Origin of the sequence: Burkholderia sp. MBR-1 (genome assembly GCF_013822785.1) — a bacterium.
Classification (GTDB): Bacteria; Pseudomonadota; Gammaproteobacteria; order Burkholderiales; family Burkholderiaceae; genus Burkholderia; species Burkholderia vietnamiensis.
In genome coordinates this window covers 813,168-836,043 of the sequence record NZ_CP053610.1, presented here as the reverse complement: position 1 = coordinate 836,043, position 22,876 = coordinate 813,168, and the positions used below count along the sequence as shown (strand labels likewise).

Here is a 22,876-nt window from a genome sequence, read left to right as displayed (position 1 = left end):
CGCGGCGCGGCGCCCGGCCGACCTGCAGCCGCGCGTCGCGCCTGCAGCCAACGTCAAACACGGTCAAGCCCCCCACGCGCACGCCCCTTTTCCGTGCCGAACATTCCACGCCGGTCGCCGACCAATGGCATCATATGGGCCTACGTCAGTCACCGATACGCCCCCATATCATGTCGAATCTCATCGTCCACGGCGGCACCCCGCTGCGCGGGGACATCAAGCCGTCCGCGAACAAGAACGCCGTCCTTCCGATCCTGTGCGCCACCCTGTTGACCGATCAGCCGCTGCGTCTCGTCGGTGTGCCGGACATCACCGACGTGCGCAAGATCCTCGACATCTTCCGCACGCTCGGCAGCGACGTGTCGGTCGACTTCGCGACGGGCATCCTCGAGCTGCACCACCGCAACACGACGTTCGATCCGGCCGTCCACCGGCTGCCGGAGGCGATGCGCTCGTCGATCATGCTGATTCCGCCGCTGCTCGCGCGCTTCGGCGTCGCGCGGCTCGAAAACGACGTGAAGGGCTGCACGCTCGGCGTGCGCGAAATCGACCCGCACGTCGAGGTGTTCGAGCGCTTCGGCGCGCACATCGAGCGCACGCCCGATTCGCTGATCGTCCGCGCCGACGGCCCGTTGACGGCCAACGATCATTGGCTCGACTACGCATCGGTGACGACCACCGAAAACTTCGCGCTGTGCGCGACGGCGGCCAGCGGCACCTCCACGCTGATGAACGCGGCGTCGGAGCCGCACGTGCAGGAGTTCTGCCAGTTCCTCGCGATGATCGGCGTCGCGATCGACGGGCTCGGCACCTCGCGGCTGTGCGTGACGGGCGGCGGCAAGCTCGGCGGCGGCGAGTTCCGTTTCGCCGAGGACTTCCACGAGATCGCGACGTTCCTCGCGCTCGGCGCGATCACCGGCGGCGACATCACGGTGCGCAATTCGTCGCCCGAGCATTTCCCGCTGATCGACCGCACCTTCGCGAAGTTCGGCGTGACCGTCACGCACCGCGACGGCTGGTCGCGCGCGGAACGCGACGGCCCGCTGCGCGTGCGGCGTCCGTTTACGCAGAACATCCTCACGAAGGTCGAAGCCGCGCCGTGGCCGTACCTGCCGGTCGACCTGCTGCCGATCTTCATCGCGCTCGGCGTGCGCGCCGAAGGCAGCGCGATGTTCTGGAACAAGGTCTACGACGGCGCGCTCGGCTGGTCCGGCGAGCTGTCGAAGTTCGGCGCGCACGTGCTGCTGTCGGACCCGCACCGGCTCATCACGTTCGGCGGGCTGACGCTGACGCCGGCGCGCGTCGAAAGCCCGTACATCATCCGCGTCGCGATCGCGCTGCTGATGGTGGCCGCGAGCATCGAAGGCCGCTCGGAAATCATGAACGCGCTGCCGATCCGTCGTGCCCATCCGCACTTCGTCGAAAACCTGCGTTCGGTCGGCGCGAACGTCGAGTGGACGAGCAGCGAGTAACGGCATCCCGGATGCGGCGCACGCCGCATCCGATGCTTCGTGCCCATCCCGCCGCGTCGCTGCGGCGTCCTCCATCGCAAGCCGTCGACCGCATCGACCGCCTCGCCTCCCAGCCGCGCATTCGCACGATGATCGCCCGTCCGGGCGCGGCGACCGCACGCGCCCCACTCCGCCCTCGACGATGAAAAAGCCCGAACTCGACCGACGCGACTGGATTGCCGGCCTGGAAAAAGGCCTGATGATCCTGGAGGCGTTCGACAGTCAGCATGCACGGATGACGCCCACCCAGGCCGCCGCGCGCACCGGCCTCACGCGTACGGCCGCGCGCCGCTACCTGCTGACGCTCGAATCGCTCGGCTACGTGTACACCGACGGCAAGCTCTACGGGCTGACGCCGCGCGTGCTGCGGGTCGGCTGGTCGTACTTCGACTCGGCACGCCTGCCGCGCATGGTGCAGCCGTATCTGCAGCAACTGAGCGCGTCGCTGAACGAATCGGCGTACGTGAGCGTGCTCGACGGCTGGGAACTCGTGTTCATCGCCCGCAACGGCGTGTCGCGCGTGATGACGACCGGCTTCGTGCTCGGCGCGCGCGTGCCGGCGCCGCTGACGTCGCCGGGCGTCGTGCTGCTCGCCCATCATCCCGACCGCGAGGCCGTGCGCGCGTGGCTCGACGGCACCGAACTGGCGCCGTTCACGCCGCACACGATCACGAACAAGGCGCGCCTGCTCGAACAGGTCGACCACGCGCGCGACGCGGGCTTCGCGGTGATCGAGCAGCAATTGCAGGTGGGCGTGCGCGGCATCGCGGTGCCGCTGAAGAATCGTCACGGCGAAGTGGTCGCCGCATTGAGCACCAACATGCCGATCGCCGGCGAATCGACCGACGCGGCGGTGCGGCGCGTGCTTCCGCATCTGCAGGAAACGGCGCTCGCGATGCTCAACGTGCTGTAGCGGCGCGCCGCACCGCCCTCGCGTTCAACCGATGCGCCACCAGCGCGGCAACAGATCGCGCACCTCGCGGCGCCGGTAGCGATCGTCGATCAGATGCACGACGCCTTCGTCGCGTTCGGTGCGGATCACGCGCCCGGCCGCCTGCACGACCTTCTGCAGGCCCGGATACAGATAGATGTAGTCGTAGCCGTTGCCGAAACGCGCGTCCATCGCGCGCCGCATCTGTTCATTGACGTCGTTGATCTGCGGCAGGCCGAGCGTCGCGATGAACGCGCCGATCAGCCGCTCGCCGACCAGATCGACGCCTTCCGAGAACGCCCCGCCCAGCACCGCGAAGCCGACGCCGCGTCCGCCGGCGTCGAAGCGCGCCAGGAACGCGTCGCGCTCGCTTTCGGCCATGCCGGGCGACTGCGCCCAGACAGGCACGTCGGGATGGCGCGCCTGCATCAGCGCGACGACGCGCGCGAGATAGTCGAAGCTGCTCAGAAAGCCGAGGTAGTTGCCGGGACGTGTCGCATATTGCGCGGCGATCAGATCGACGATCGGCTCGAGCGAGCGGTCACGATCGCGCCAGCGCGTCGACACGTGGCTCGCCACGCGCACCGTCAACTGCTCGGCGCGAAACGGCCCTTCGACGTCGAGCCAGCCCGTGTCGGCCGGCAAGCCGAGCGTGTCGCGATAGAACCGGAACGGGCTCAACGTGCCGGAAAACAGCACGGTGGCGCGGGCGGCCTCGTAGCGCGGCGCGAGAAAACCGGCCGGTATCACGTTGCGCACGCACAGCGTCGACTGGATGCGACGGCGGCGCGCAGCCGGCACGAGCGCATCGACCGTGTCGAGTGCCGCCTGACGCGGCAGCGGCTCGCCGTGCAAGGTCGCGTCGAAGATCGACGCGCTGTCGAATGCATCGGCGAGCACGCCGAACTGGATCGCGTCGAAATGGAAGCGCAACAGCGCGTCGTCGTTCGCGCGCGGCGCATCGGTCAGGTGCTCGCCGATCGTCGCCACGAGGTTCTGCACCGCGGACACGAGCCCCGCCGGAATAGCCGGGTACGCCGCATAGCGCTCGGCCTGCGCACGATTGAGCGCGCCCCACGCGCGCGCGAGCCGGTCGAACGCCTTGCGCAGCGTCGGCGGCGCCGCTTCGCGCGCGGCGGCAAACGCGAACGGATCGAGCGACGCGCTGTACATCCGCCGGGCGCGGTCGAGCAGGTTGTGCGCCTCGTCGACGAGCACGCCGACGCGCCACTGGTTCTGCTGCGCGAGCGCATGCAGCATCGCGCTGCCGTCGTAGTAGTAGTTGTAGTCGCCGATCGCCATGTCGGACCAGCGCGCCAGCTCCTGCGCGAGGTAATACGGACACACGTCGTGCGCGAGCGCGGCGGCGCGCACGGTCTCGCGATCGAGCAGCCCCGCGCTGATCGCGGCGTCGCGCGCGGCCGGCAGCCGGTCGTAGAAGCCCTGCGCCAGCGGGCACGACTCGCCGTGACACGCGCGATCGGGATGCTCGCATGCCTTGTCGCGCGCGACGAGTTCGAGCACGCGCAGCGGCAGCGCCGGCGTGCCGGCACCGAGCGTCCTGGCCGCGTCGAGCGCGAGCGCGCGGCCGGGCGTCTTGGCGGTCAGGAAGAACACGTGATCGAGCTTGCCTTCGCCGCACGCCTTCAGCATCGGAAACACGGTGCCGAGCGTCTTGCCGATCCCGGTCGGCGCCTGGGCGATCAGGCAGCCTTCGTCGCGCGCCGCGCGATAGACGGACACGGCCAGCTCGCGCTGCCCGCTGCGGAACTGCCCGTGCGGGAACGTCAGCGCGCGCAGCGCCTCATCGCGGGCCGCACGATGCGCGGCCTCGCGCTCGGCCCAGCCGACGAAGCACGCGCACTGTTCGGCGAAGAACGCGGCGAGCGCCTCGGCGCTCAGCGTTTCCGTCAGCACGGTTTCGCGCTCGGACACGATGTCGAAATAGACGAGCGCGACGTCGATTTCGGCGAGGCCGCGCGTCGCGCACATCAGATGCGCATAGACCTTCGCCTGCGCCCAGTGCAACGCGCGATGGTTGGCCGGCATCGCGTCGAGGCTGCCGCGGTAGGTCTTGATCTCCTCGAGGCGGTTCGCGAGCGGGTCGTAGCCGTCCGCACGCCCGCGCACGGTCAGCGTGCCCCACGTGCCGGCGAGCGCGATTTCGGTTTCGTAGCGTGCGCCGCGCGCCGACGTGACGGCGCCGTGGCCGGCGATGCCTTCGAGCGCGGTCGGCGCGGGCGTGAAGCGCAGGTCGAGATCGCCGCGCCGCGCGGTGAACTCGCACATCGCCCGCACCGCGACGACGTAGCTCATGCGGACAGCCCCGCCGCTTCGGCGTGTTCGACGCCGGCGCCCGCCCATTCGACATCGACGACGCGCACCGGGATGCCGTGCGCCACGCAGTACGCGAGCCAGCGCGTCTGGTTGTCCTGCAGCCGGTCGCCGGGGCCCTTCACCTCGATCAGCTCGTAGCGCCGCTCGCCGGGCCAGAAGCGCACCAGATCGGGCAGCCCCGAGCGATTGCTGCGGATATCCGCGAGCAGGCGCGTGAACCACAGCCGCAAATGCTCGGGCGGCAAGCACGCGAGCGCGTCGTCGAGCAGTTCGTCGGTCAGCACGCCCCAGAACACGAACGGCGACTGCAGCCCCGTCTTGGTCGCATAGTGCCGACGGATCGTGTCCTGGTATGCGCCCGACTCGAGCTGTGCGAAACAGGCGGCGAACGCGTCCGCACGGCGCACCGCGAAATCGGGCGCGTGCAGGTCGGCCGGGCCGCGCTGGAACGGATGGAAGAAGGCGCCGGGCACGGCCGCGAACACGGGCTCCCAGCACAGCAGTCCGAACAGCGAATTGATCAGCGTGTTCTCGACGTAATGGACCGGCGCGCCCGGCTGCGCAAGATGGTCGCGCACCGCGTATTCGACGCTGACGGACGCGTCCGGGCGCGCCAGCACGAGCGTCTCGCGCGGCACGGCCGGCGCGCCGCGCGCGCGTTCGACCGGCTGCCCCAGGCGGCGCTGCAAGCGCGGCAGCATCCGCTCGACCCGCTGGCGTTCCTCGTCGCTTTCGAAGCGCTCGCGCGCATCGAGCGCGAGCGCGAGTGCATCGGCGATGCGTTCGCAGCGTTCCAGCACGCGAATGCGCCGATGCCGGCTGCCCGGCCACGCGCTGCGCGCATACGCGTCGAGCGCGGCGTCCCAGTCGGCGCGGCGCTCGCAGGTCTGGCCGAGCGTGAACAGGAGTTTTGCGCGGCGCGTCGCGAGCCACGGCTGCGCGCATTCGACCACGTCGATCGCGTCGAGCAGCTCGTCGAACGGCAGCTCGTCCGGCCAGGCGTCGAGCGCCGCGCGGCACGCGTGCAGCGCGAGATACGCATCGACGTCGGCCCGCTGCTGGAACGCGCGCGACGACGGCGCGAACGGCACGCTTTCGTACTGGAACACGCCGAGATCGGCGAGCACGAATTCGGTCCAGTCCTGATGAAGATTGCCGAAGAACATCAGCCGCAGCCGTTCGCACAGCGCGCCGACCGTCACCCGCAGCACGCGATCGTCGGCCTGGGCGCACCATGCGTCGAGCGGTTGCGCGACGTCGCCGTAAGCCGGGCGCAGGCGTTCGAGCCATTCCGGCTTGCGCTCGCCCGCATGCGCACCGAGCGACGGAACCATCTTCAGCAGATCGGCGCGCGTCGACAGCGCGAACAGCTCGTCGAGCGTCAGCGCGGGCGCCGGATCGACCCAGCCGAGCGCGGCGAGCGGCGCGGCCGCGTCGAGCGGGCAGCCGATCTCGTCATACGCGAGCTTGCTCGCGCGGAAGTCCGAGCCGTTGCGCATCAGCATCCGCACGAGCAATGCGCGCGATGCCTGCGGCAGCCGCGCAAACTCGGCGACGAACGCGCGCTCGGCGGCGTCGAGCAGGTCGTCGTAGCGCTCGCCGAGCCACGCGAGCGCACGTTCGAAGTTGGTCAGGTAGTAAAACGCCGGAGGCGGCGGCGATGCAGGCGTCACGGGATCGATCACTGTACGTTTGTACAGGTCGGAATCATATCACCGTGACGCCGGATGCCACAGGCGCGCGCGGGTGCGTCATCTGCGCGCCGCGGCGTGCCGAGGCAATCAGAACTGGTAGTTGACCGACATGTCGAACACGCCGTTGGTCGACTGCTGTGTGATCGGGCTGCGTCTTGCGCGCCCGACCAGCTGCTCGATCGCGCCGTCCATCGTCACGAACCAGTTCTTGTTGACGAACCAGACCATCGTCACGCCGGCGCCGAACGACTTCATCCCCGCGCCCGACGAATAGGCCGGCAGCCCCGAACGCGCGGCTGCGCCCTGGTTCACGCCGAACCAGCTGTTCATGTAGCGCGAATCGGCGAACGATACGGTGGGCCCGGCAAACCAGAAGAAATGCTCGTTGCTGCCCGGCATCGGCATGTACGCGGAGAAATCGCCGACCCAGCCGTTCGAGCCGCCGATGCTGCGCCGCACGTCGGCGCGCAGCACGAGCGGGAAGTCCTTCGAGATCACGTAGTCGGCGGCCAGCTTCATCACCGGCGCCGCGTTGATGTTGTCGAGGCCGTTCAGATGGCCGAGGTCGTCGGCCGAGCGGCGCCCGAGGTCATAACCGACCGACATGCTCACGCGCCAGTTCGGCCCGCGCAGCACGTTCGCGCCGAGCCCCTCGCCCGTCGACAGGAAGAACAGGTCGCGATAGCGGATGTCGACGTTCGGGCCGCCCATCACCCGATAGCGATCGGAGCCCTCATAGCGCGGCTGCAGCGTCATCGCGGCGCCGACGCTCACCTGCCACGTCGGGATCGTGGGGCTGAAGATCTTCCGCAGCGGAACGCCCGCCGAATATTGCCATTCGCCGAGCGGCGAAGGCGTCTGGGCCGCCGCGTCGCGCGCGCCGACCGCGGTCAGCGCAGTGAAGGCGGACAGGCCGAACACCAGCCGGCGCATGCCGGGTGACAGCAACGGGCGGGCAACGGTCATCGGGGCAATCTCCGTCGGGTATGCGTATCGAACTCGAATCAAGATGAACTCTGATCAAAGCGCGTCGCGCGCTGCCGGCCAAGGCCGCCGGCAGCGGGCCGTGCGAACGTAGCGTGCGCTTAACAGCAAATATCCTACGCGACGCGCGCAAAGTCGCAAAGCGCCCGTTGAGCCGGGGCGCTTTGCCGGGATCCGGCGCAAGCCGGGGCTGAATGGCTGAATCAGAAACGCTCGACGTGATAGTCGCCGGCGAGCGCGGCCGTGCTGCGCTTGGACATCATGCGCGAGAAGCCGTCGGCGAGCCGGCCGAGCGCGAGCTGCTTCTGGCTGGCGTCCCAGTGCGTATACGTGTAGTAAGCCGACTCGTCGAACGACACCGTGACGGCAGCCGGCCGGCCGCTTGCGCGAAAGCCGATCTGCAGCACACCGCCCGGCAGTTCCTCGATGTGATAGCGCAGCGAACGCGACTCGAAATAGCGGCCCAGCACCTGGGCGATCGCGCGCTTGTCCGGCGATTGCACGTGAATGTCCATGATGGTCCTCCTCTCAGTGAGCGCGCGGCCGGCTGCGGTGCGCCGCCCCCGCCCGGCATCCGTACCGGCGGCGGCCGCGACGGCGGGTCGCCTTGCGGCGGGCCGGCCGGCACGGGCGGGTCCACCGGATCGTCGTGCTCCGGCAGCGCTGGATCGGGATCGAGGTCGGGCGTGGGTTCCGGACGGTGCAGCAAGGATCGGCTGTTCATGTGGCTCCTGCGCGGCGGGTCGCGCGTGTCGATTGGCGCGGCGAGCGTGCGCAAACAGCGTGCCTGCTGGGCCTTGGTGGTCGTGTTTTTTGCGGCGGGCGATGCGGGCGGCGCGAGGTGGTATCGGTTGGTGAGCCGCTGCGGCGGGTTGCTGCGGAGCGCAGGGCTTGCGACGTGGGCCGTGCGCTGCGCGCGTTCGCGGCGACAAGCGATGAGCGCGCGCAGCGCGGCTTCGCGCAGAAGGTGCCGTCCCACGCAGCGCTCGTACGTTCCATTGAACTCGATAGATGCGCGGGGCGAGCTTCCTTGCGTCGAAACGCTCGCGCCACGTGCAGAAATCACCGCGTACCGTCGCCTCGCAGCGGCTTATTCGTCGGCGTTTTCCTTTCTTTGTCCCTTGGCGGATCGCGATGTATTGCCGCGTCCGCATGCGTGACGTCGCGACAAGCGACATCCCGCGCGCCGTATACAGGTACGGTCGTTGCGCCCTTCGATCCCGGAGGCTCGATCACTCGGGCTGGCGGCCGCGATGCCGTGTCAGCGGCCGCCGCTCCTTTCCGTCGCCGCATCAGCGTGTTGCGACGGCCGTGCCGGGAAGTCCATATCGACGAACCGATCGATGCAGGGCTCCCTGACAGCGCCCAACCCGCCCTCGGCGGCGCGAGCGCGATCGACGCCGCGACACCCTTCCGGCTCCGCGCGAACCACGCGCGCCGGGTGTCCTGACACCGCCGCCGCGATCACGGCTGACGGCGGCACCCGGCCCAGGCTGCGCGGCCACGCTGCGCCGGGCCGGACCGACCGGAGCAGACAGATGAAACGCATGGAACATGCATGGCACGAGGTCAGCGGCGCCGCCGGCGTCGCGGCGCTCGCGGCCGTCGAGAGCGCGCTGGTGTTCGCCATCGTCGTGATGACGGGCGTCGGACACTGACGCACTGCTCGTCGAGCCGGCCGCGGCGGAAGCCGTGGAAGATGTACAAGCGCGCTGGCAAATTTGTCGCACCGCGCGACCCGTTCGCCGGCCGCGAGCGAATCGCGCGCGGCACGCATCCTGCTCCGCGCTCGTCTTGCTCTGAAAAAGGAGGCGTCCATGTATCGCGTCAACGAGATCATGTCGCGCGACGTCGTCTGCGTCGCGCCGAACGACACGATCCGCCATGCGGCCGAACTGATGCAGCGCTTCGACATCGGCGTGCTGCCCGTATGCGAAGGCGGCGAACTGGTCGCGATCGTGACCGACCGCGACCTCGCCATACGCGCGCTGTCGCATGGCCATTTGCCCGACACGCCGGTGAAGGCCGTCGCGTCGGCGCCGGTGCAATGGTGCATCGAGGACGACGGCGTCGGCGACGTCCAGCAGCGCATGGCCGACGTGCAGTTGCACCGGATGCCGGTCCTCGACGGCCAGCGCCGCGTGGTCGGCATCGTGTCGCTCGGCGACATCGCGACGCGCGCCGGCGGCCCGGCGCGCGACGAGCTGGCCAACACGCTCGAGGACGTGTCGCTGCCGCGCCGGCGGTGATGGCGGCTACCCAGGCACCCCCTATCGTTTCGACCAGGAGAACAGCGATGACAACCGACCGGGCGCCACGCGCGCATGCAGGGATCGTCGGCGATGACGGCCGCTCGACGGGCGGGCCGGGGCCGGACGTGATGGCCGCCGGCACGCTGGAAGACGATCACGTGCTGACCATCGACGGCGACGACATCGGCAAGGTCACGCACATCATGCTCGATGTGCGCGCCGGCCGGATCGCGTATGCGGTCGTGTCGTCGGGCGGCTTTCTCGGCATCGGCGACAAGCTGCTCGCGCTGCCGTGGAACGTGCTGACGCTCGATGCGGAGCGTCGCTGCTTCGTGTTGCCGGTGCCGACCGAGCGCGTGCGCGAGGCGCCGGGCTTCGACAAGGATCGCTGGCCAGCGATGGCCGATCCGGCGTGGGCCGAGGCGCTGCATGCGTACTACGGCGCGTCGCCCTACTGGCTGATCGAGGAAGGCGAAACCGCGCTCGATTCGCCGCCTTACGAGGCGTCGCCCGGCGGCCCGGAGAATGACGCGACGACCGGGCGGCAATGAGATGGAGACGGCGGCCTAACGCGCCGCAACGGACCGTGCAAGCTCGCGCGCCGCGCGAAGGTGTTCGTTGAGCGTGGGTAGCGCATCGGCCGCGAACGCGCGAAGCTGCGCGTCGCGGCCGTCGCGACGTTCGGCTTCGTAGAGCTTCACCGCCGCCTCCTGCGCCGTCGGCCCGGCGACCGACAGATAGCCTTTGTCGAACGCCACGCCCGTTTCGGTGCGCAGCGCAGTGAGCGCCGGGTCGACCAGCATGCGCGTCTGCACGGGCACGCCTTTACGTGCGCCGAGCCGGCGCAGTTCGGCCGTCATGCGGCCGTAGTCGTCGACGATTCTGCGCGCGAACGCCTTCAATTGCGGATTCGACGAGCGCTCGAGCGCGAGCTGGCTCGCCTGCACCGCCGTCTTGCCGACGATGCCGGCCTTGTCGACGAACTCCGCATCGAAAACGGTGGGCCGCCGTGTCATGTCCGCCTCGTCGGGCGTCTCGCCCGGGCGCACGACGCCAGGGGCAACGCGCACCGAGGATGCCGGGGGCGGCTGCGGGAGCGCCGAGGTGGCGGCCAGTGCAAGCGCCGTCGGTATCGACAGCAGCAGCGGGATGCGAGGGGACGCCCTGCGGTGGCCTCTGTTGCCGTGATGGTTCGTGCTCGTCTTCATCGGCGTCTCCGTATTCGTCGGTCAATCGGCGCGCGAAAATCGCGACGGCTGCGGGCGTATGCGTCGCGGCGGCGCAGCGCGAACTCGGAACGGTTGCAGCCCCGTCACACGGCGCTCGTCCGGAACGCTGCTTCCAGAGCGCCGTCGGCGTCTCTCACGCACGTCCCTCCGCGTCATGCACGACGTGAAGCGCCGCCGCATGCTGTAGGTCGTGGCAACGCTGCTGCGTCAACTCGACCACCCCGCTGCGTCGCGCTACTTCCGGCCCACCTTCAGCCGATCCTGCACACCGCTCACGCCGCTGACGTCACGCACGACGCGGATCGCCGCCGCATGCTGCGGCTCGTCCGGCACGCTGCCCGTCAACTCGGCCACGCGGCCGTGGACCTGGACATCGATGTCGTCGGACGCGAGGCCGCGCTCGGCCACGAGCGCCGCGCGGATACGCGATGCGAGCGTCGCATCGCGCAGCTGGCCGCCCACCGCCGATGCTTCGCTCGCGAGCTTGTGCCCCACGCTTTCGTCGGCCGCTGCCGCGCGCGGCGTCGCGACGCACGCGCAGGACAGCAGCCACGCGCCGATGATCTGCGCGGCCGGCCGCATCCGCATCCGCATGCGATGCGCCGGTCGGCCGCCGATGCCGTCGCGTTGCGTGTAGTTCGATCGCTTCATCGTCCGCTCCTCGGGATAGGCGCATGCCACCGCAATTCAGTGCTGTCCCCGGCCGGCCGCCGCTCCGTCACCTTCGGACGACACGTCGACGATCACGCTCGCGAGCGTCGGCATATCGACCGGCTTGGGCAGATACGCGTCGAAGCCGGCCGCCATCACGCGCTTGCGGTCTTCCGCGCCGGTATGCGCGGTCACGGCAACCACGGGCATGCGTGCGTCGTCGCCCGGCAGATGACGGATGTGATCGAGCAGCCAGAAGCCGTCGCCGTCGGGCATGGCGAGATCGGACAGCACGACGCCAGGCCGCTGGCGCGACAGCGCGTTCAGCGCGTCGCGCCCAGAATGCGCCAGTGCGACCTGCGCGCCGAACGTTTCGAGCGCGGCCGCGAGACTCGCGCGCGACGTGGCGTCGTCGTCGACGACCAGCACGCGGTAGCCGTCGAGCGCGACCGCCTTCAACGCCGTGGCCGGGCGCGCCGGATCAGCGGCCGGATCGTCGGCGTCCCAGTCCACCGGCAACGTCACCGTCACGGTCGTGCCGAGGCCGGCGCCAGGGCTGCTCGCCGCCACGTCGCCGCCGTGCAGCCGCACGATATTGCGCACGATCGACAGGCCGAGCCCCAACCCGCGTTTCGGCGAGGCCGCGGCGCCTTCCGGCCGGTTGAACGTATCGAACAGATGCGGCAAACGCTCGGCGGAAATGCCGTGGCCCGTATCGGTGACCGCCATGCGCACGCGCGCGCCAGCGCGGGCCAGCGACACGGTGATGCGACCGCCCGACGGCGTGAACTTGATCGCGTTCGACAGCAAGTTGGACAGCACCTGGCGCAAGCGCTCCCCGTCCGCGGAAATGACGCAGTTCGTCAATGCGCAGTCGGTCGACAGCGCGATGCCGTTCGCGTCCGCGCTCCCGCCGAGTTCGCGCACCGCATCGCGCACGATGCGCACCAGATCGACCGGCGCGCGCTCGAGCCGCGTACGCCCGGTCGCGAGCGACGATGCGTCGAGCAGGTCGCCGACCATCCGCGACAACGACCGCGCGCTGCGATCGATCGCATCGATCGCCTGCTGCGCGAATGCCTGACCGTCGACGCTGCGCAACACCTCGACCCAGCCGTAGATCACGTTCAGCGGCGTGCGTAGTTCGTGCGATACGGTGGACAGCAATTCGTCCTTCAGCCGGTTCGACTGGTCCGCCTGCACGCGTGCGCCGCGCAACGCCCGCAGGTGGCCGCGCTCGTCGCGCCGCCGTTGGTCGGCCTCGCGCAGCGTGATCGACAGGCCCGTGCAGTTGCCGCCGGCATCGACGATCGGTGCGGCCGCGAAGCTCGCGCGGAAACGGCCGCCGTCGCCGCGCACGCACAGCACGTCGAACGGGCCGACGGCCGCGCGCGGGTGCTCGAACGACGCCGGAAGCGGCTGCAGCCGGAGCCAGCGCGGTGCGATCAACGTCGTGACGTCGCGACCGATTGCCGCCGTCGCATCGACGCCAAAGATCCGACGCGCGGCCCGGTTCCAGCTGACGATCCGCCGTCCCGCGTCGACGCCGACGATGGCGTCGGGCGACGCGTCGACCACGCTGTGCAACAACGCCAAGTCGTCGGAAGGCGCATGCTCGAGCGACGCGGCTGCGGGCTCGCGACGCGTCGGGCTGGGCGCTTCGTCGTCGCTGTCGGCGCCGCGCAAGCGGTCGTTCGCAAACAGCGGCTTGACGGCCACGACCAGTGCGCACTCGACGAAACTGATCGCGACGAACGCGACGGCCTGGGCCAGCAATTCGGAAGGCGCCGCCGGGCGCCACCACAGCGCGCCGATCACGGCGAGACTGACGGCGGTCGCAGCGAGCCCGCCGGCCAGCGAAGTCAGCCAGGCGGCGGCCGCGACGCCGGCATAGAACGGCAGCGGTGCGAAGGGCTCATGCACGCCGACGACGCGAATCGCCCACGCCTGCAGCGCGGACGCCACCCCGACAGCAAGCAGCACCCACGCGCCCTGCCGAAAGAGCTCACGGGTTAAGGTCCTCATCTTTACCTTGCATCGCGCCGGCGACCGTCATTTCGCGGCTGCCGCCCCGGCGGAGGACTAGCCGCAAAGCATGCCGGGCGAGCCTCGACGGCGCAGCAACCAGCGTACCTGCGCGGGATCTCGGGCGTAGGCCGCGGACGCCCCGCATGTCGCAGCGGCGCATGTCGGATGGCCCGCCGCGGTGCGCGCAGGCCTCCGGCCCTACAAATGTCTGACGAATTTGCATTCGTCGACTGTAAAAAAGCAACGATCCCGATCGCCGTAATGCGATCGGATATTTCTAGAGGCCACACGCCGCACATTGAAATTTTCTATATCGCGGCACTGCGACGGCCATTCCGTTGTCGATGTAGATATTGCAGCCGACGGAATGCGCGACGCCGATTTTCAAAACGGCGCGCGCTCTGACAGTCATGGTTGAATTCAATGTCCATCCAAAGCAACGCGGCGATGCATCGCGGCTGTCCGGCGGCTCGACTGCCGTACGCGTATTGCAGGACCGCATCGAGCGGATCGCCCCGACCGGCGCCAGCGTGATGATCGCGGGCGAAAGCGGGGTCGGCAAGGATATCGTCGCGCGGTGTCTGCACGCGCTCAGCGCGCACCGGGACGGACCGTTCGTGCCGGTCAACTGCGGCGCCATTCCGGCCGACATCGCCGACGCGCAGTTGTTCGGCCACGAGAAAGGGAGTTTCACCGGCGCGGTCGCGAGGCGCGAGGGCTTCTTCGAAGCGGCGTGCGGCGGCACGTTGCTGCTCGACGAAATTGCGGAAATGCCTGCGGCGCTGCAGGTGAAGCTGCTGCGCGCGCTCGAGTCGAACACGATCATGCGGGTCGGCGGCAGCGAGCCGATCGCACTGAACGTGCGCGTGCTGTCGTCGACGCGTCACAATCCGGCGGAAGCCGTGCGCACCGGCCGCTTGCGCGAGGATCTGTTCTACCGCCTCGCCGCCTTCGCGCTGTATGTGCCGCCGCTGCGGCAGCGCAGCGGCGACGCCGAGGCGATCGCGCATGAATTCGTCGCGGCGCTGAACGCACGCAACCGCGCGCACAAGCAGCTGACCGATGCGGCGATCGCGGCGCTGCGCGCGTATTCGTGGCCCGGCAACGTGCGCGAACTGCATAACATGATCGAGCGCGCGTACATCCTCGCGGACGACGGGATCGATCTCGCGCTGCCGAAGCTGGCGATGCCGCCCGAGCACACGTCGAACGACCGCATCGCGCTGCCGATCGGTGCGACGCTGCACCATGCGCAGCAGCGCTTCATCGCCGCCACGCTGCATCACTTCGACGGCAACAAGCCGCGCGCCGCGAAGGCGCTCGGCATCAGCCTGAAAACGCTCTACAACCGGCTGGCGCTGATGCGCGACGACGGCCACGCGTGAGCGCGGCCGCGCGCGGCGGGCCGCACCGCGTACCGGAGGAAGGTCAGGCGATCTTGAACTGCCCGACCGTCGTGGCGAGCGCGTTCGCCTGCGTCTGCAGCGCGGTGGCGGCCGCGGTCGACTGCTCGACGAGCGCCGCGTTCTGCTGGACCATTTCGTCGAGCTGCGTGACCGCGCGGTTCACTTCCTGGATCCCGCGCGTCTGCTCGTTGGCCGCATGGGTGATCTCCGAGATGATGGTCGTCACGTTGGCGACGTTCGCGACGATCTCGCGCATCGTGTCGCCGGCCTGCCGCACCTGTCCCGACCCGGCCGACACGCTCGCGACCGTCGATTCGACCAGCACCTTCACTTCACGCGCGGCCTGCGCGCTGCGTTGCGCGAGGCTGCGCACTTCCTGCGCGACCACGGCGAAGCCGCGTCCCTGCTCGCCCGCACGCGCGGCTTCGACGGCCGCGTTCAACGCGAGGATGTTGGTCTGGAACGCGATGCCGTCGATCACGCCGATGATGTCGCCGATCCGCCCCGACGCTTCCTCGATCTTGCCCATCGTCGCGACGACGTCCGACACCACGACGCCGCCGTGCGACGCGATCCGCGACGCCGATGCCGCGCGTTCGTCCGCCTGCGTGGCCGCAGCCGCCGACTGGCCGACCGTCGCGGTGATTTCCTCCATCGACGCGGCGGTTTCCTCGAGGCTCGCCGCGGCGGATTCGGTGCGCGACGACAGGTCCTGATTGCCCGCGGCGATTTCGTTCGCGGCCGTGCGCACCGATTCGCTCGCGTCGCGGATCTGTCGCATCACGTCGTTGAGCTTGTCGACGAAGCTGTTGAACGAGCGCGCGATGTCGGACACCTCGTCGCGGCCTTCGGCCGGCAGGCGCTGCGTCAGGTCGCCGGTGCCGGAACCGATCGAGGCCATTGCCTGACGGACCTGCGAGAGCCGGCGAAACGCGGTCGTCGTGATCGCACCGATGATCACCGACGCGATGCCGACGATCACCACCAGCGTAATCAACGACGCGGTCAGCAGCGATCGCATGCCGGCCGTCGCTTCCGCTTTGTCGAGCAGCACGAGCGCATACCAGTCGGTGCCGGGCACCGCCTGCGCGCGCACCAGCTTCGCGTCGTCGCCGACGTGCACTTCGACCGGCGCGGTGGCGGTCGCGATCGACGCGGCGCTCATGCCGCCGAGTTCGGACGACACGTCGGCGACCGGCTTCAGCGTGAGCTTCGTGTCCGGATGCGCGACGACGTGGCCGCTGCTGTCGACCAGCATCCCGAAGCTCGCGGGCGTCGGGTGGATCGACTTCACGTTGGCGATCACGCTGTCCATGCCGACGTCGGCGCCGACGACGCCCTTCAGCACGCCGTCACGCAGGATCGGCACCGCGAACGAGACCACCAGCTTGCCGGTGCCCGCGTCGACGTAAGGCGGCGTGACGACGGGCTTGCCGGCCTGCGCGGCCTGCTTGTACCACGGCCGCACGGTCGGATCGTAGTCGGACGGAATGCCGGTCGGGTCGGCGAAGTGGTACACCTTGTCCGCATAGCCGGCGTACACGTTAGTGAAGCCGCCGGCTGCGGCCATCTGCTTGAACACCGGCAGCGGATCGGGCGACAGCGCCGCATCCTGCAGCGACGCGATCATCCGGCTTTTGGTCGCGACCCAGTCGCCGATGCCGACCACGTGGCCGCTCGCGACGGAGGTCAGGTTGCGATCGATCGCATCGTCGTTGTACGAGCGCGCGATGAAGTAGTTGATGAGCGTGGTGGCGACGAGTGCAAATACGACGATTGCGACGCACGCGGCAAGAATGCGGGTGCGGATGGACGAGAGCATGGCAGCAACGACTCAGTAAGGAAGCGCGAACGCGCAGTGGACCAGTTCACCTGGTATACGGCAATTGCGCGGTTTACTTGAGGTTGTCGTGATGATTCGCAAACGTGTGGCGAATCGCGCGAGCGCTCGCCCATGCGCGAGCGGGCCGCCGGCATCCGGCGGCGCATCGGCGTCACGGATGCCGGCTGCTGCTCCTGTCCGACTCGTTGCGTCGCGTGCCGGACGACGCGTCGCGCTCGAGTTCGTCCTGCCTGCGCATGCGTTCGCGCAGATGGCGGATCGCGAACACGTGGATATAGTCGTGCACGCGCGCATCGGAGGACAGCGCGCGCACTTCGTCGTCGAGCATCGTGCGCAGCTGGTCGGCGTCGATCGCGCGCTGCGCGGCGGCGGCCTTCAGCGAATCAAGCAAATTGTCGGGTGACATCGACGGCTCCTGGCGGGTCGAGGAACGAAGATCAAGGGCACTACCTGAAGATTAACGACTGGACGCGCGCCCGGCGTGCGATGCACCGATGCGGGTTTGCGCGCGATCAACGGCACCTTGCGTGCCGCCGCGTCGACCGTTCGAAGGATCGATACGCGCGCAGATTCGCGGCTCAACTGGCCGCGAGCAACCGGAAGCATGACCACGTCCCCCCGAGGACGAGATATCGTGCGATCGCGCCGACGACGAACCGTCGCGATGACAGCGATACATAGAGCAAGTTAGACGGGCCGAAATGCCGCGTCAAGCAACGCGTGCAGACCGCCATTCGTCAGTTCGAAGGGGCAAGACAGGCCGCACGACGAGGCCGCACGACGCGTGCCCGTCACGGCCGCGGGATGCAGGTTCGAGCGGTATCGCGGCCGTGCATCGGCCGCACTTGTCAGTGGATTCCGATAGCCGGCGCGCATCGGCCTACAGCGACTTCAGCACGCACCGATTGGCAACGTCGTGCAGGCGGAAGATACTGACGTCATGAACCAAGCGTTCATACCGTTCATCGCGCAGCCGGCCATCGAGCCGGCACGCGGGGTCCGGCGCAGGAGACCAACCATGACATATCGCACGATCCGGGCCCGCGACGCACTGCGGCGCCCGCGCGCGCTGCCCGGCCCCGCGGGGTCGGCCGGGAATCGTCCGTACGAGGATCTCGACGCGCTGCTCGCGCTCGCCCGTGAAGCGGGCTTGCTCGTCACGCTCGATGCGCAGATCGGCCGCGAAAAGTACCAGAGCATTGCCGGTTCGGTGCGCGCGTTGCAGCGCTTTGCGGCGGCGCTGTGCGTGCGGACCGCCGCGCCCGCGCCGATCGTCACGATGCCGCGCCGCAAGCCGCGCCCCGGCTGGCCGCATCTGCGCGATCGCCGGCCGGGCTCGCGTGCGCACCTGCATGCGATGCATCGGTGCATGCGTGCATGCCGGCGTACGCGCCGCGCGCGCGATCAGCGAACGCTACGTGCCGCATGAGCGACTGAGCGCCGACGTCGGCGGCGTCGCATGACCGAGCCGCGGCCGCAGATGCATCGCTCCACGTCGCACCATCATCCGCCGTTGCACACCGCGACATCGAACCAGACCATACCTGCGAGAAAAGCCGTTGGCACGCGGCCAGGAAAGCGGACGGGGTGAACTCCACCCCGTCCGTTATCCAAGGCAGCCGCAGGCTGCCTACCCTCGTGCCAGAGAGTCCCTGACGGGATCGCGCGCTACGCGCTGCATGGCCGCACCCCGGAAAGCGGACGAATCGAACCGGCCCCAGATGCTCGCCGGATCGTGCGCGCCGCATCCGACGCGTCGAATCGCGGCGTGACGAGCGCACGACACGACGCACGCCGCGTGCGCAACTATTCCGAATATCTTACAGAAAGCACGCGTCGTTTCTACCGCAGGTCGACGAAAGCATCGCCCTTGCACGCGGCGCGGCCAATCCTTTACGCCGCGCCTCGCACCAGCAACACCGGCACCTGCGCGACATGAGCAATGCGCCGCGCGACGCTGCCGATCAGCCACGCCGCGATGCCGCGGCGGCCATGCGTACCGACGACGAGCAGCTCCGCGCGCCAGTGCACGGCATCCCGCATCAGCGCGTGCGCGACGTCGTCGCTGGTCGGGCGCGTTTCGACGATGCCGCGCTTGGTCGGATTTCCCGCGGCATGCAACAGCGGGCCGACCCGCGCGAGTGCGTCCTCGCCTTCCGCGCGATACGCGTCCTCGAGCGCGCGCACCGGCACGATGTCCGTCAGACGAATCGCGCGGTCGACGACATAGGCTGCGTACAGCAACGTCGTCGGCGCCGCGAAGCCGAGCCCGACGCGTACCGCGTGCAGCGACGGCTCGCTGCCGTCGACCGCGAACATCAGCCGCTGCAGCGGCCCGTCCGACGGCCGCGCATAGCCGGCCGGCACGATCAGCAGCGCGCACTGCGCGCGCGCCGTGAGCGTATCGGACACCGCGCCTTCGAACAGCCTCAGCAGGCCGTGGTGCGGGTTCGCGCCGACCACGAGCACATCGGCCTGCCATGCCGACGTGTCGCTCGCGAGCGCATCGGCCACCGTACCGCCGGTGACCGACGTATCGACGATCGCCTGCTCGACGGCCACGCCGCTGTCTTCGAACAACGCGGCAATGCGCGCGAGCGTCGCCTGCGCTTCACGCGTCATCTCTTCGCGCGCCGATGTCAGCAGCGCGTCGACGCGCGGGATGTCGGGCAGCACGAGGCGCGGATTGTCGATCGCGCAGATGATGCGCAACTGCATGCCGGGACGCAGCAGCGTGCGCGTGTAGCGGGCGGCCGACAGCGCCTCGGGCGTCGGATCGACGGCCAATGCGATTCTGGCGAGCGTCGGAATGGATGGGGTGGATGGCATGGCGGCGGTCTCCTCGCGGGCACGTCGTCGGGAGCGACGACGGATGCTTCGCGCGGCGGCGGTGCACGTCGGCCGGACCGCCGGCGCGGTCGCACGAATCGACGGCTGCGCACGCGAAGCGCGGACAAGCGATTTCGACAGCATATGACGTCCGGCCCGCGCACGCATGATCGTGATCAATGCGGCCGCGGGCCGTCGCCGGTGCGCACCGGTCCGCTTACGGCTTCGTCGGCGCGGATGCGCTCGCGCGGTTCGCGTAGAACATCGCATACGCGATGCCGAGCGGCACGCCCCTCACCGGGCCGATCGCGAGCGCGGCCGGAATCCGCACTATCGGCGCGCAGCGCCCGTCACTTCACTTGCACGCCAGCACGACCACGCCGCCGATACCGCCGGCATTCGGCACCGAGCCCGCGTAGCCGACGGCGACCAGCGGCTGCGTCGCATCGTGGCCGACGACGACCGACTGAATCGACAGCTGCCCCGTTTTCGACGTCCCGTTCAACGGTGCTTGTGCGTACGTCAGCGTGTACGCGGTGTTTGCGACGTTGAGCGACAGGCGCAGGTTGTCGAGCGTGCGTGCGCCGAGATCCAGCGTAGCCGTAGTCGCGCCGAGCGTGCCGGACGCGCCGCCGTTGTCGCTCGCGACCGTATCCGCGAGCAGTTGCGTGCAGGCGAGCGTACCGCTCGTCGCCGTCAACGCCAGCGGCGTACCGACGGCGTAATGAACGCCTTGCGTGCTGGTATAGGTGTTGCCGTCGGTGTCCATCGCCTGGTTCCACCGGCCGATCGCAACGTCGGTGCCGCTGCTCTGGATCTCGGTCACGGCGCCGTGATCGAGACCGAGACAGTCGGTCGCCGCAGCGGACGACGCGAGCGTGGTGAACGCGCCGCTTGCCTGCTGAACCAGACTCGACGCCGGCGCATTCGGCGCGGTGAAGTTGCGGTTGTTCGCATATGCGGGCGGCAGCGTGGGCACGGTCACGACGGCGAACTGCCCGTTATTCGCCGCGATTTGCGACGCGGAACCCGTGTACGTAAACTTGCCGGCCGGCCGACACGCCGCCTGGGCAGCTGGTGGCACAGGTTGCGGCGCTACGGGCGCCGGAGACGACGCCGCACCGGCAACGCCGGCGCTCATCGGATTCACGCCGTCGCCGCCACACGCAGACAGTGCCGCCGAGACGAGTGCAGTTGCCAACAGGGCCGGCAAACGAATGGATGTTTTCATGGTATTGGCCTCATGTATTCCCGTAGTTGTCGGGACTTTTTTGGTAAAGATGGGTTGCGGACTGCCGCATTGATCGACTGGTATTTGTGCTTCGTTTAGTCCGCTGAAACGTCGCACCACCGCCGTATCGTTACGCGGTCGAAACCGGTCCGGGTGGCGGCCTTCGGTGATCGCATTATCGATTTCGTATCGCGTGCCGCCGATAAACCGACCGCGCGTGATCGCTGCGTAGCGAACGAGCCGGTGTAGCGATCATCAACGGTGCCGGGAGGTTCGCATCGATCGCACCGGCTGCGTAGCGGTACATCGGGCTACGGCGGGCGGCCGATCGGTCACCGTGTGCTCCAGGCGCGGCTACACGGTGCGGTGGACGAGCGAGTGCTCGAATCGCAAGTCGCCGAAATAGTGGCGATCTGTCAATGCGCGCCCGGCCGATGCGCTGTTGCGACGCCAGGCGGGATTCCCGTATCTGGGCGCGTGCCGATTTGAATCGATCATTCTGGAATTGTCTCGGGATTACGCAGATTCGGGAGTTCGCCATCGTGTTTCGTTGATGGTTTTTCCGCGTGCGTCGCAATGTTTCATCGGCCCAGCGCATCCGCAATTGATATGGTGTTATTCACGGTGCGTGAGCGTAACAGAAAGCAGGCAAACCACAGTGTCAGAGATGATCAAACAGCTTCGGCGATCAACGTTTGTCGCTGCGACTTGCCGGGAAATACTTCTGATAAGAAATAATCGACGTTCTTGCTTGCCGGGTAAAACGCAATCCGAATATGAAGAATCGCGCCCGAAGTCACCGACATACGTGCGACGAAAGACGAAGCGAGCGCCGCCGCCTCACTTCGACAACGTCGCCCGCACCGTGTATTCGCCGGCGAGCGCGGCGCCATGGTGGTCCGGCTGCACGAAATACCGCGACGCATCCGCATCCGCCGGTAGCGGTTCGACCGGATAGCCGTGCTTTTCCCACGCATCGAGGCCACCCTTCAGCGCGCGGACGTTGTGGATCATCTTCTTGCGCTGCATCTTCGCGATCAGCCGCTTCGCGGTCGCCTCGTTCGGGCACACGCAATAGACGACGATCGGCCGCTTCAGCAATTCCGGATCGAGCAGATCCGGCGAATCGAGATCGACCGGCACCGCGCCGGCGATCCGGTACGGCTCGCGCTCGCGAATCGCGCGCGGGCGCGCGTCGAAGATCAGCGGCGGCTCGTTCGACGTCATCATCTCGACGAGTTGCGGCGGCGAGATGCGCACCTGCGCGAGGTAGCGGCGGAACTGCACGCGCCGCACCCAGCGGTACAGCAGGAACGTGATGAAGATCGCGAGAAACGCATCGAGGATCGTGCCGCCGCTCGCGCGCACCCACAGCACGAACTGGACGATCTGGTCGTGTACCGCTGCACCGCCGATGAGCCAGAACGCGGCCCACAACGACGCGCCGGCAAGATCCCAGAACAGAAACACGCCGATGCCGATCGCCGTCGTGCCGAGCAGCGGCGCCGAAACCAGCCCGAGGCCCGGCAGGAACTTCGACAGCACGAGCAGCGGCGCGCCGTAGCGTTCGAATACGTTACGCGCGAACCGCAGCGTCGTGTCGAGCGACAGCGAGAAACGCACGAGCCCGTTCAGCAGGCGCCGGCCGCGCGTGCGGCCCATGAAGAACCACAGCGAATCGGCGAGCATCGTTGCACCGATCGCCGCCGCGAACATGCTCGCCCACGACGCCTGCCCCATCGCCGCCATGGTGCCGCCGAGGATGAGCATCGGCACGGCCGGAACCGGCACGCCGAGCTGCGTGATCAGTACGCTCGCAAACACGGCCCACGGGCCGAGTGACGAGGGAATCGCAACGGGAAAGTGCCACACGGCGGCGCTCCTGGAAGACATGCGGACCGTGCGACGGGGCGGCCGTCGATACGGCAGGCAGCGATCGCCGCGGCACGT

Annotated in this window: 18 protein-coding genes; 6 read left to right on the top strand and 12 right to left on the bottom strand. The window is 68.8% G+C overall.

Annotated features, from left to right (window positions below; genetic code table 11):
• Window positions 1–170 precede the first annotated feature (170 nt).
• Both MBR110_RS18520 and MBR110_RS18515 read left to right on the top strand, forming a co-directional pair.
• Entirely contained in the window at window positions 171–1,472 is a 1,302-nt protein-coding gene (locus MBR110_RS18520; RefSeq protein WP_059474895.1) for a UDP-N-acetylglucosamine 1-carboxyvinyltransferase, read from the top strand.
• A 181-nt stretch (window positions 1,473–1,653) separates the two neighbouring features.
• Complete coding sequence (locus MBR110_RS18515; protein WP_011882203.1) at window positions 1,654–2,424, top strand: IclR family transcriptional regulator domain-containing protein; 771 nt, start codon at window positions 1,654–1,656, stop codon at window positions 2,422–2,424.
• 24 nt (window positions 2,425–2,448) lie between these two features.
• Here MBR110_RS18515 and MBR110_RS18510 read toward each other — a convergent pair whose 3' ends face one another.
• From MBR110_RS18510 to MBR110_RS18495, 4 genes are all read right to left on the bottom strand, one after another.
• Window positions 2,449–4,758, bottom strand: a complete 2,310-nt coding sequence (locus tag MBR110_RS18510; RefSeq protein ID WP_034193536.1) for an ATP-dependent DNA helicase — start codon at window positions 4,756–4,758, stop codon at window positions 2,449–2,451.
• The gene (locus MBR110_RS18505; protein WP_059621737.1) at window positions 4,755–6,452 is read right to left on the bottom strand and encodes a VRR-NUC domain-containing protein; all 1,698 of its coding nucleotides are present in this window, start codon (window positions 6,450–6,452) and stop codon (window positions 4,755–4,757) included. The genes MBR110_RS18510 and MBR110_RS18505 overlap by 4 nt, the downstream gene beginning before the upstream one ends.
• Window positions 6,453–6,560: 108 nt before the next feature.
• The gene (locus MBR110_RS18500) at window positions 6,561–7,439 is read right to left on the bottom strand and encodes a MipA/OmpV family protein (RefSeq protein ID WP_045578020.1); all 879 of its coding nucleotides are present in this window, start codon (window positions 7,437–7,439) and stop codon (window positions 6,561–6,563) included.
• A 221-nt stretch (window positions 7,440–7,660) separates the two neighbouring features.
• The gene (locus MBR110_RS18495; RefSeq protein ID WP_060093049.1) at window positions 7,661–7,972 is read right to left on the bottom strand and encodes a hypothetical protein; all 312 of its coding nucleotides are present in this window, start codon (window positions 7,970–7,972) and stop codon (window positions 7,661–7,663) included.
• A gap of 1,302 nt (window positions 7,973–9,274) precedes the next feature.
• On the opposite strand from MBR110_RS18495, the gene MBR110_RS18490 reads away from it, so the two are divergent.
• Together MBR110_RS18490 and MBR110_RS18485 are read left to right on the top strand one after the other, a co-directional pair.
• Window positions 9,275–9,706: a CBS domain-containing protein gene (locus MBR110_RS18490; protein ID WP_059461054.1), complete on the top strand. Its 432-nt coding sequence runs from the start codon at window positions 9,275–9,277 to the stop codon at window positions 9,704–9,706.
• Window positions 9,707–9,753: 47 nt separating this feature from the next.
• Window positions 9,754–10,260: a PRC-barrel domain-containing protein gene (locus MBR110_RS18485; RefSeq protein WP_034193534.1), complete on the top strand. Its 507-nt coding sequence runs from the start codon at window positions 9,754–9,756 to the stop codon at window positions 10,258–10,260.
• Between the two features lie 15 nt (window positions 10,261–10,275).
• Here MBR110_RS18485 and MBR110_RS18480 read toward each other — a convergent pair whose 3' ends face one another.
• From MBR110_RS18480 to MBR110_RS18470, 3 genes are all read right to left on the bottom strand, one after another.
• A complete protein-coding gene (locus MBR110_RS18480; RefSeq protein ID WP_059621696.1) occupies window positions 10,276–10,917 on the bottom strand; it encodes a DUF4142 domain-containing protein in 642 nt (213 codons plus the stop codon).
• A gap of 255 nt (window positions 10,918–11,172) precedes the next feature.
• Complete coding sequence (locus MBR110_RS18475) at window positions 11,173–11,589, bottom strand: BON domain-containing protein (RefSeq protein WP_034193559.1); 417 nt, start codon at window positions 11,587–11,589, stop codon at window positions 11,173–11,175.
• 36 nt (window positions 11,590–11,625) lie between these two features.
• Window positions 11,626–13,614: a hybrid sensor histidine kinase/response regulator gene (locus MBR110_RS18470; protein WP_034193533.1), complete on the bottom strand. Its 1,989-nt coding sequence runs from the start codon at window positions 13,612–13,614 to the stop codon at window positions 11,626–11,628.
• Between the two features lie 413 nt (window positions 13,615–14,027).
• On the opposite strand from MBR110_RS18470, the gene MBR110_RS18465 reads away from it, so the two are divergent.
• A complete protein-coding gene (locus MBR110_RS18465; RefSeq protein ID WP_011882191.1) occupies window positions 14,028–15,002 on the top strand; it encodes a sigma-54 interaction domain-containing protein in 975 nt (324 codons plus the stop codon).
• A gap of 43 nt (window positions 15,003–15,045) precedes the next feature.
• Here MBR110_RS18465 and MBR110_RS18460 read toward each other — a convergent pair whose 3' ends face one another.
• Both MBR110_RS18460 and MBR110_RS18455 read right to left on the bottom strand, forming a co-directional pair.
• Window positions 15,046–16,845, bottom strand: a complete 1,800-nt coding sequence (locus MBR110_RS18460) for a methyl-accepting chemotaxis protein (RefSeq protein ID WP_014724910.1) — start codon at window positions 16,843–16,845, stop codon at window positions 15,046–15,048.
• Between the two features lie 172 nt (window positions 16,846–17,017).
• Window positions 17,018–17,272: a DUF3562 domain-containing protein gene (locus MBR110_RS18455; RefSeq protein WP_011882189.1), complete on the bottom strand. Its 255-nt coding sequence runs from the start codon at window positions 17,270–17,272 to the stop codon at window positions 17,018–17,020.
• A gap of 612 nt (window positions 17,273–17,884) precedes the next feature.
• Here MBR110_RS18455 and MBR110_RS18450 point away from each other — a divergent pair.
• On the top strand, window positions 17,885–18,295 hold the full coding sequence (locus tag MBR110_RS18450; RefSeq protein ID WP_011882187.1) for a hypothetical protein: 411 nt from the start codon (window positions 17,885–17,887) through the stop codon (window positions 18,293–18,295).
• Window positions 18,296–18,759: 464 nt separating this feature from the next.
• On the opposite strand, the gene MBR110_RS18445 is transcribed toward MBR110_RS18450, so the two are convergent.
• The 3 genes from MBR110_RS18445 to MBR110_RS18435 all read right to left on the bottom strand — a co-directional run bounded on the left by MBR110_RS18445 (window position 18,760) and on the right by MBR110_RS18435 (window position 22,798).
• Window positions 18,760–19,695 (bottom strand): universal stress protein, encoded by a 936-nt coding sequence (locus tag MBR110_RS18445; protein WP_011882186.1) that lies wholly within the window; start codon window positions 19,693–19,695, stop codon window positions 18,760–18,762.
• 355 nt (window positions 19,696–20,050) lie between these two features.
• A complete protein-coding gene (locus MBR110_RS18440) occupies window positions 20,051–20,926 on the bottom strand; it encodes a hypothetical protein (protein WP_011882185.1) in 876 nt (291 codons plus the stop codon).
• Window positions 20,927–21,766: 840 nt separating this feature from the next.
• On the bottom strand, window positions 21,767–22,798 hold the full coding sequence (locus tag MBR110_RS18435; RefSeq protein ID WP_014724915.1) for a DedA family protein/thiosulfate sulfurtransferase GlpE: 1,032 nt from the start codon (window positions 22,796–22,798) through the stop codon (window positions 21,767–21,769).
• Between the last annotated feature and the right edge of the window lie 78 nt (window positions 22,799–22,876).

Coding starts and splice junctions, on each gene's coding strand:
- MBR110_RS18485 (WP_034193534.1), top strand. CDS start 9,754: ATGACAACCGACCGGGCGCCACGCGCGCATGCAGGGATCGTCGGCGAT.
- MBR110_RS18500 (WP_045578020.1), bottom strand. CDS start 7,439: ATGACCGTTGCCCGCCCGTTGCTGTCACCCGGCATGCGCCGGCTGGTG.
- MBR110_RS18520 (WP_059474895.1), top strand. CDS start 171: ATGTCGAATCTCATCGTCCACGGCGGCACCCCGCTGCGCGGGGACATC.
- MBR110_RS18480 (WP_059621696.1), bottom strand. CDS start 10,917: ATGAAGACGAGCACGAACCATCACGGCAACAGAGGCCACCGCAGGGCG.
- MBR110_RS18515 (WP_011882203.1), top strand. CDS start 1,654: ATGAAAAAGCCCGAACTCGACCGACGCGACTGGATTGCCGGCCTGGAA.
- MBR110_RS18470 (WP_034193533.1), bottom strand. CDS start 13,614: ATGAGGACCTTAACCCGTGAGCTCTTTCGGCAGGGCGCGTGGGTGCTG.
- MBR110_RS18490 (WP_059461054.1), top strand. CDS start 9,275: ATGTATCGCGTCAACGAGATCATGTCGCGCGACGTCGTCTGCGTCGCG.
- MBR110_RS18465 (WP_011882191.1), top strand. CDS start 14,028: ATGGTTGAATTCAATGTCCATCCAAAGCAACGCGGCGATGCATCGCGG.
- MBR110_RS18440 (WP_011882185.1), bottom strand. CDS start 20,926: ATGAAAACATCCATTCGTTTGCCGGCCCTGTTGGCAACTGCACTCGTC.
- MBR110_RS18460 (WP_014724910.1), bottom strand. CDS start 16,845: ATGCTCTCGTCCATCCGCACCCGCATTCTTGCCGCGTGCGTCGCAATC.
- MBR110_RS18445 (WP_011882186.1), bottom strand. CDS start 19,695: ATGCCATCCACCCCATCCATTCCGACGCTCGCCAGAATCGCATTGGCC.
- MBR110_RS18495 (WP_060093049.1), bottom strand. CDS start 7,972: ATGGACATTCACGTGCAATCGCCGGACAAGCGCGCGATCGCCCAGGTG.
- MBR110_RS18475 (WP_034193559.1), bottom strand. CDS start 11,589: ATGAAGCGATCGAACTACACGCAACGCGACGGCATCGGCGGCCGACCG.
- MBR110_RS18455 (WP_011882189.1), bottom strand. CDS start 17,272: ATGTCACCCGACAATTTGCTTGATTCGCTGAAGGCCGCCGCCGCGCAG.
- MBR110_RS18450 (WP_011882187.1), top strand. CDS start 17,885: ATGACATATCGCACGATCCGGGCCCGCGACGCACTGCGGCGCCCGCGC.
- MBR110_RS18510 (WP_034193536.1), bottom strand. CDS start 4,758: ATGAGCTACGTCGTCGCGGTGCGGGCGATGTGCGAGTTCACCGCGCGG.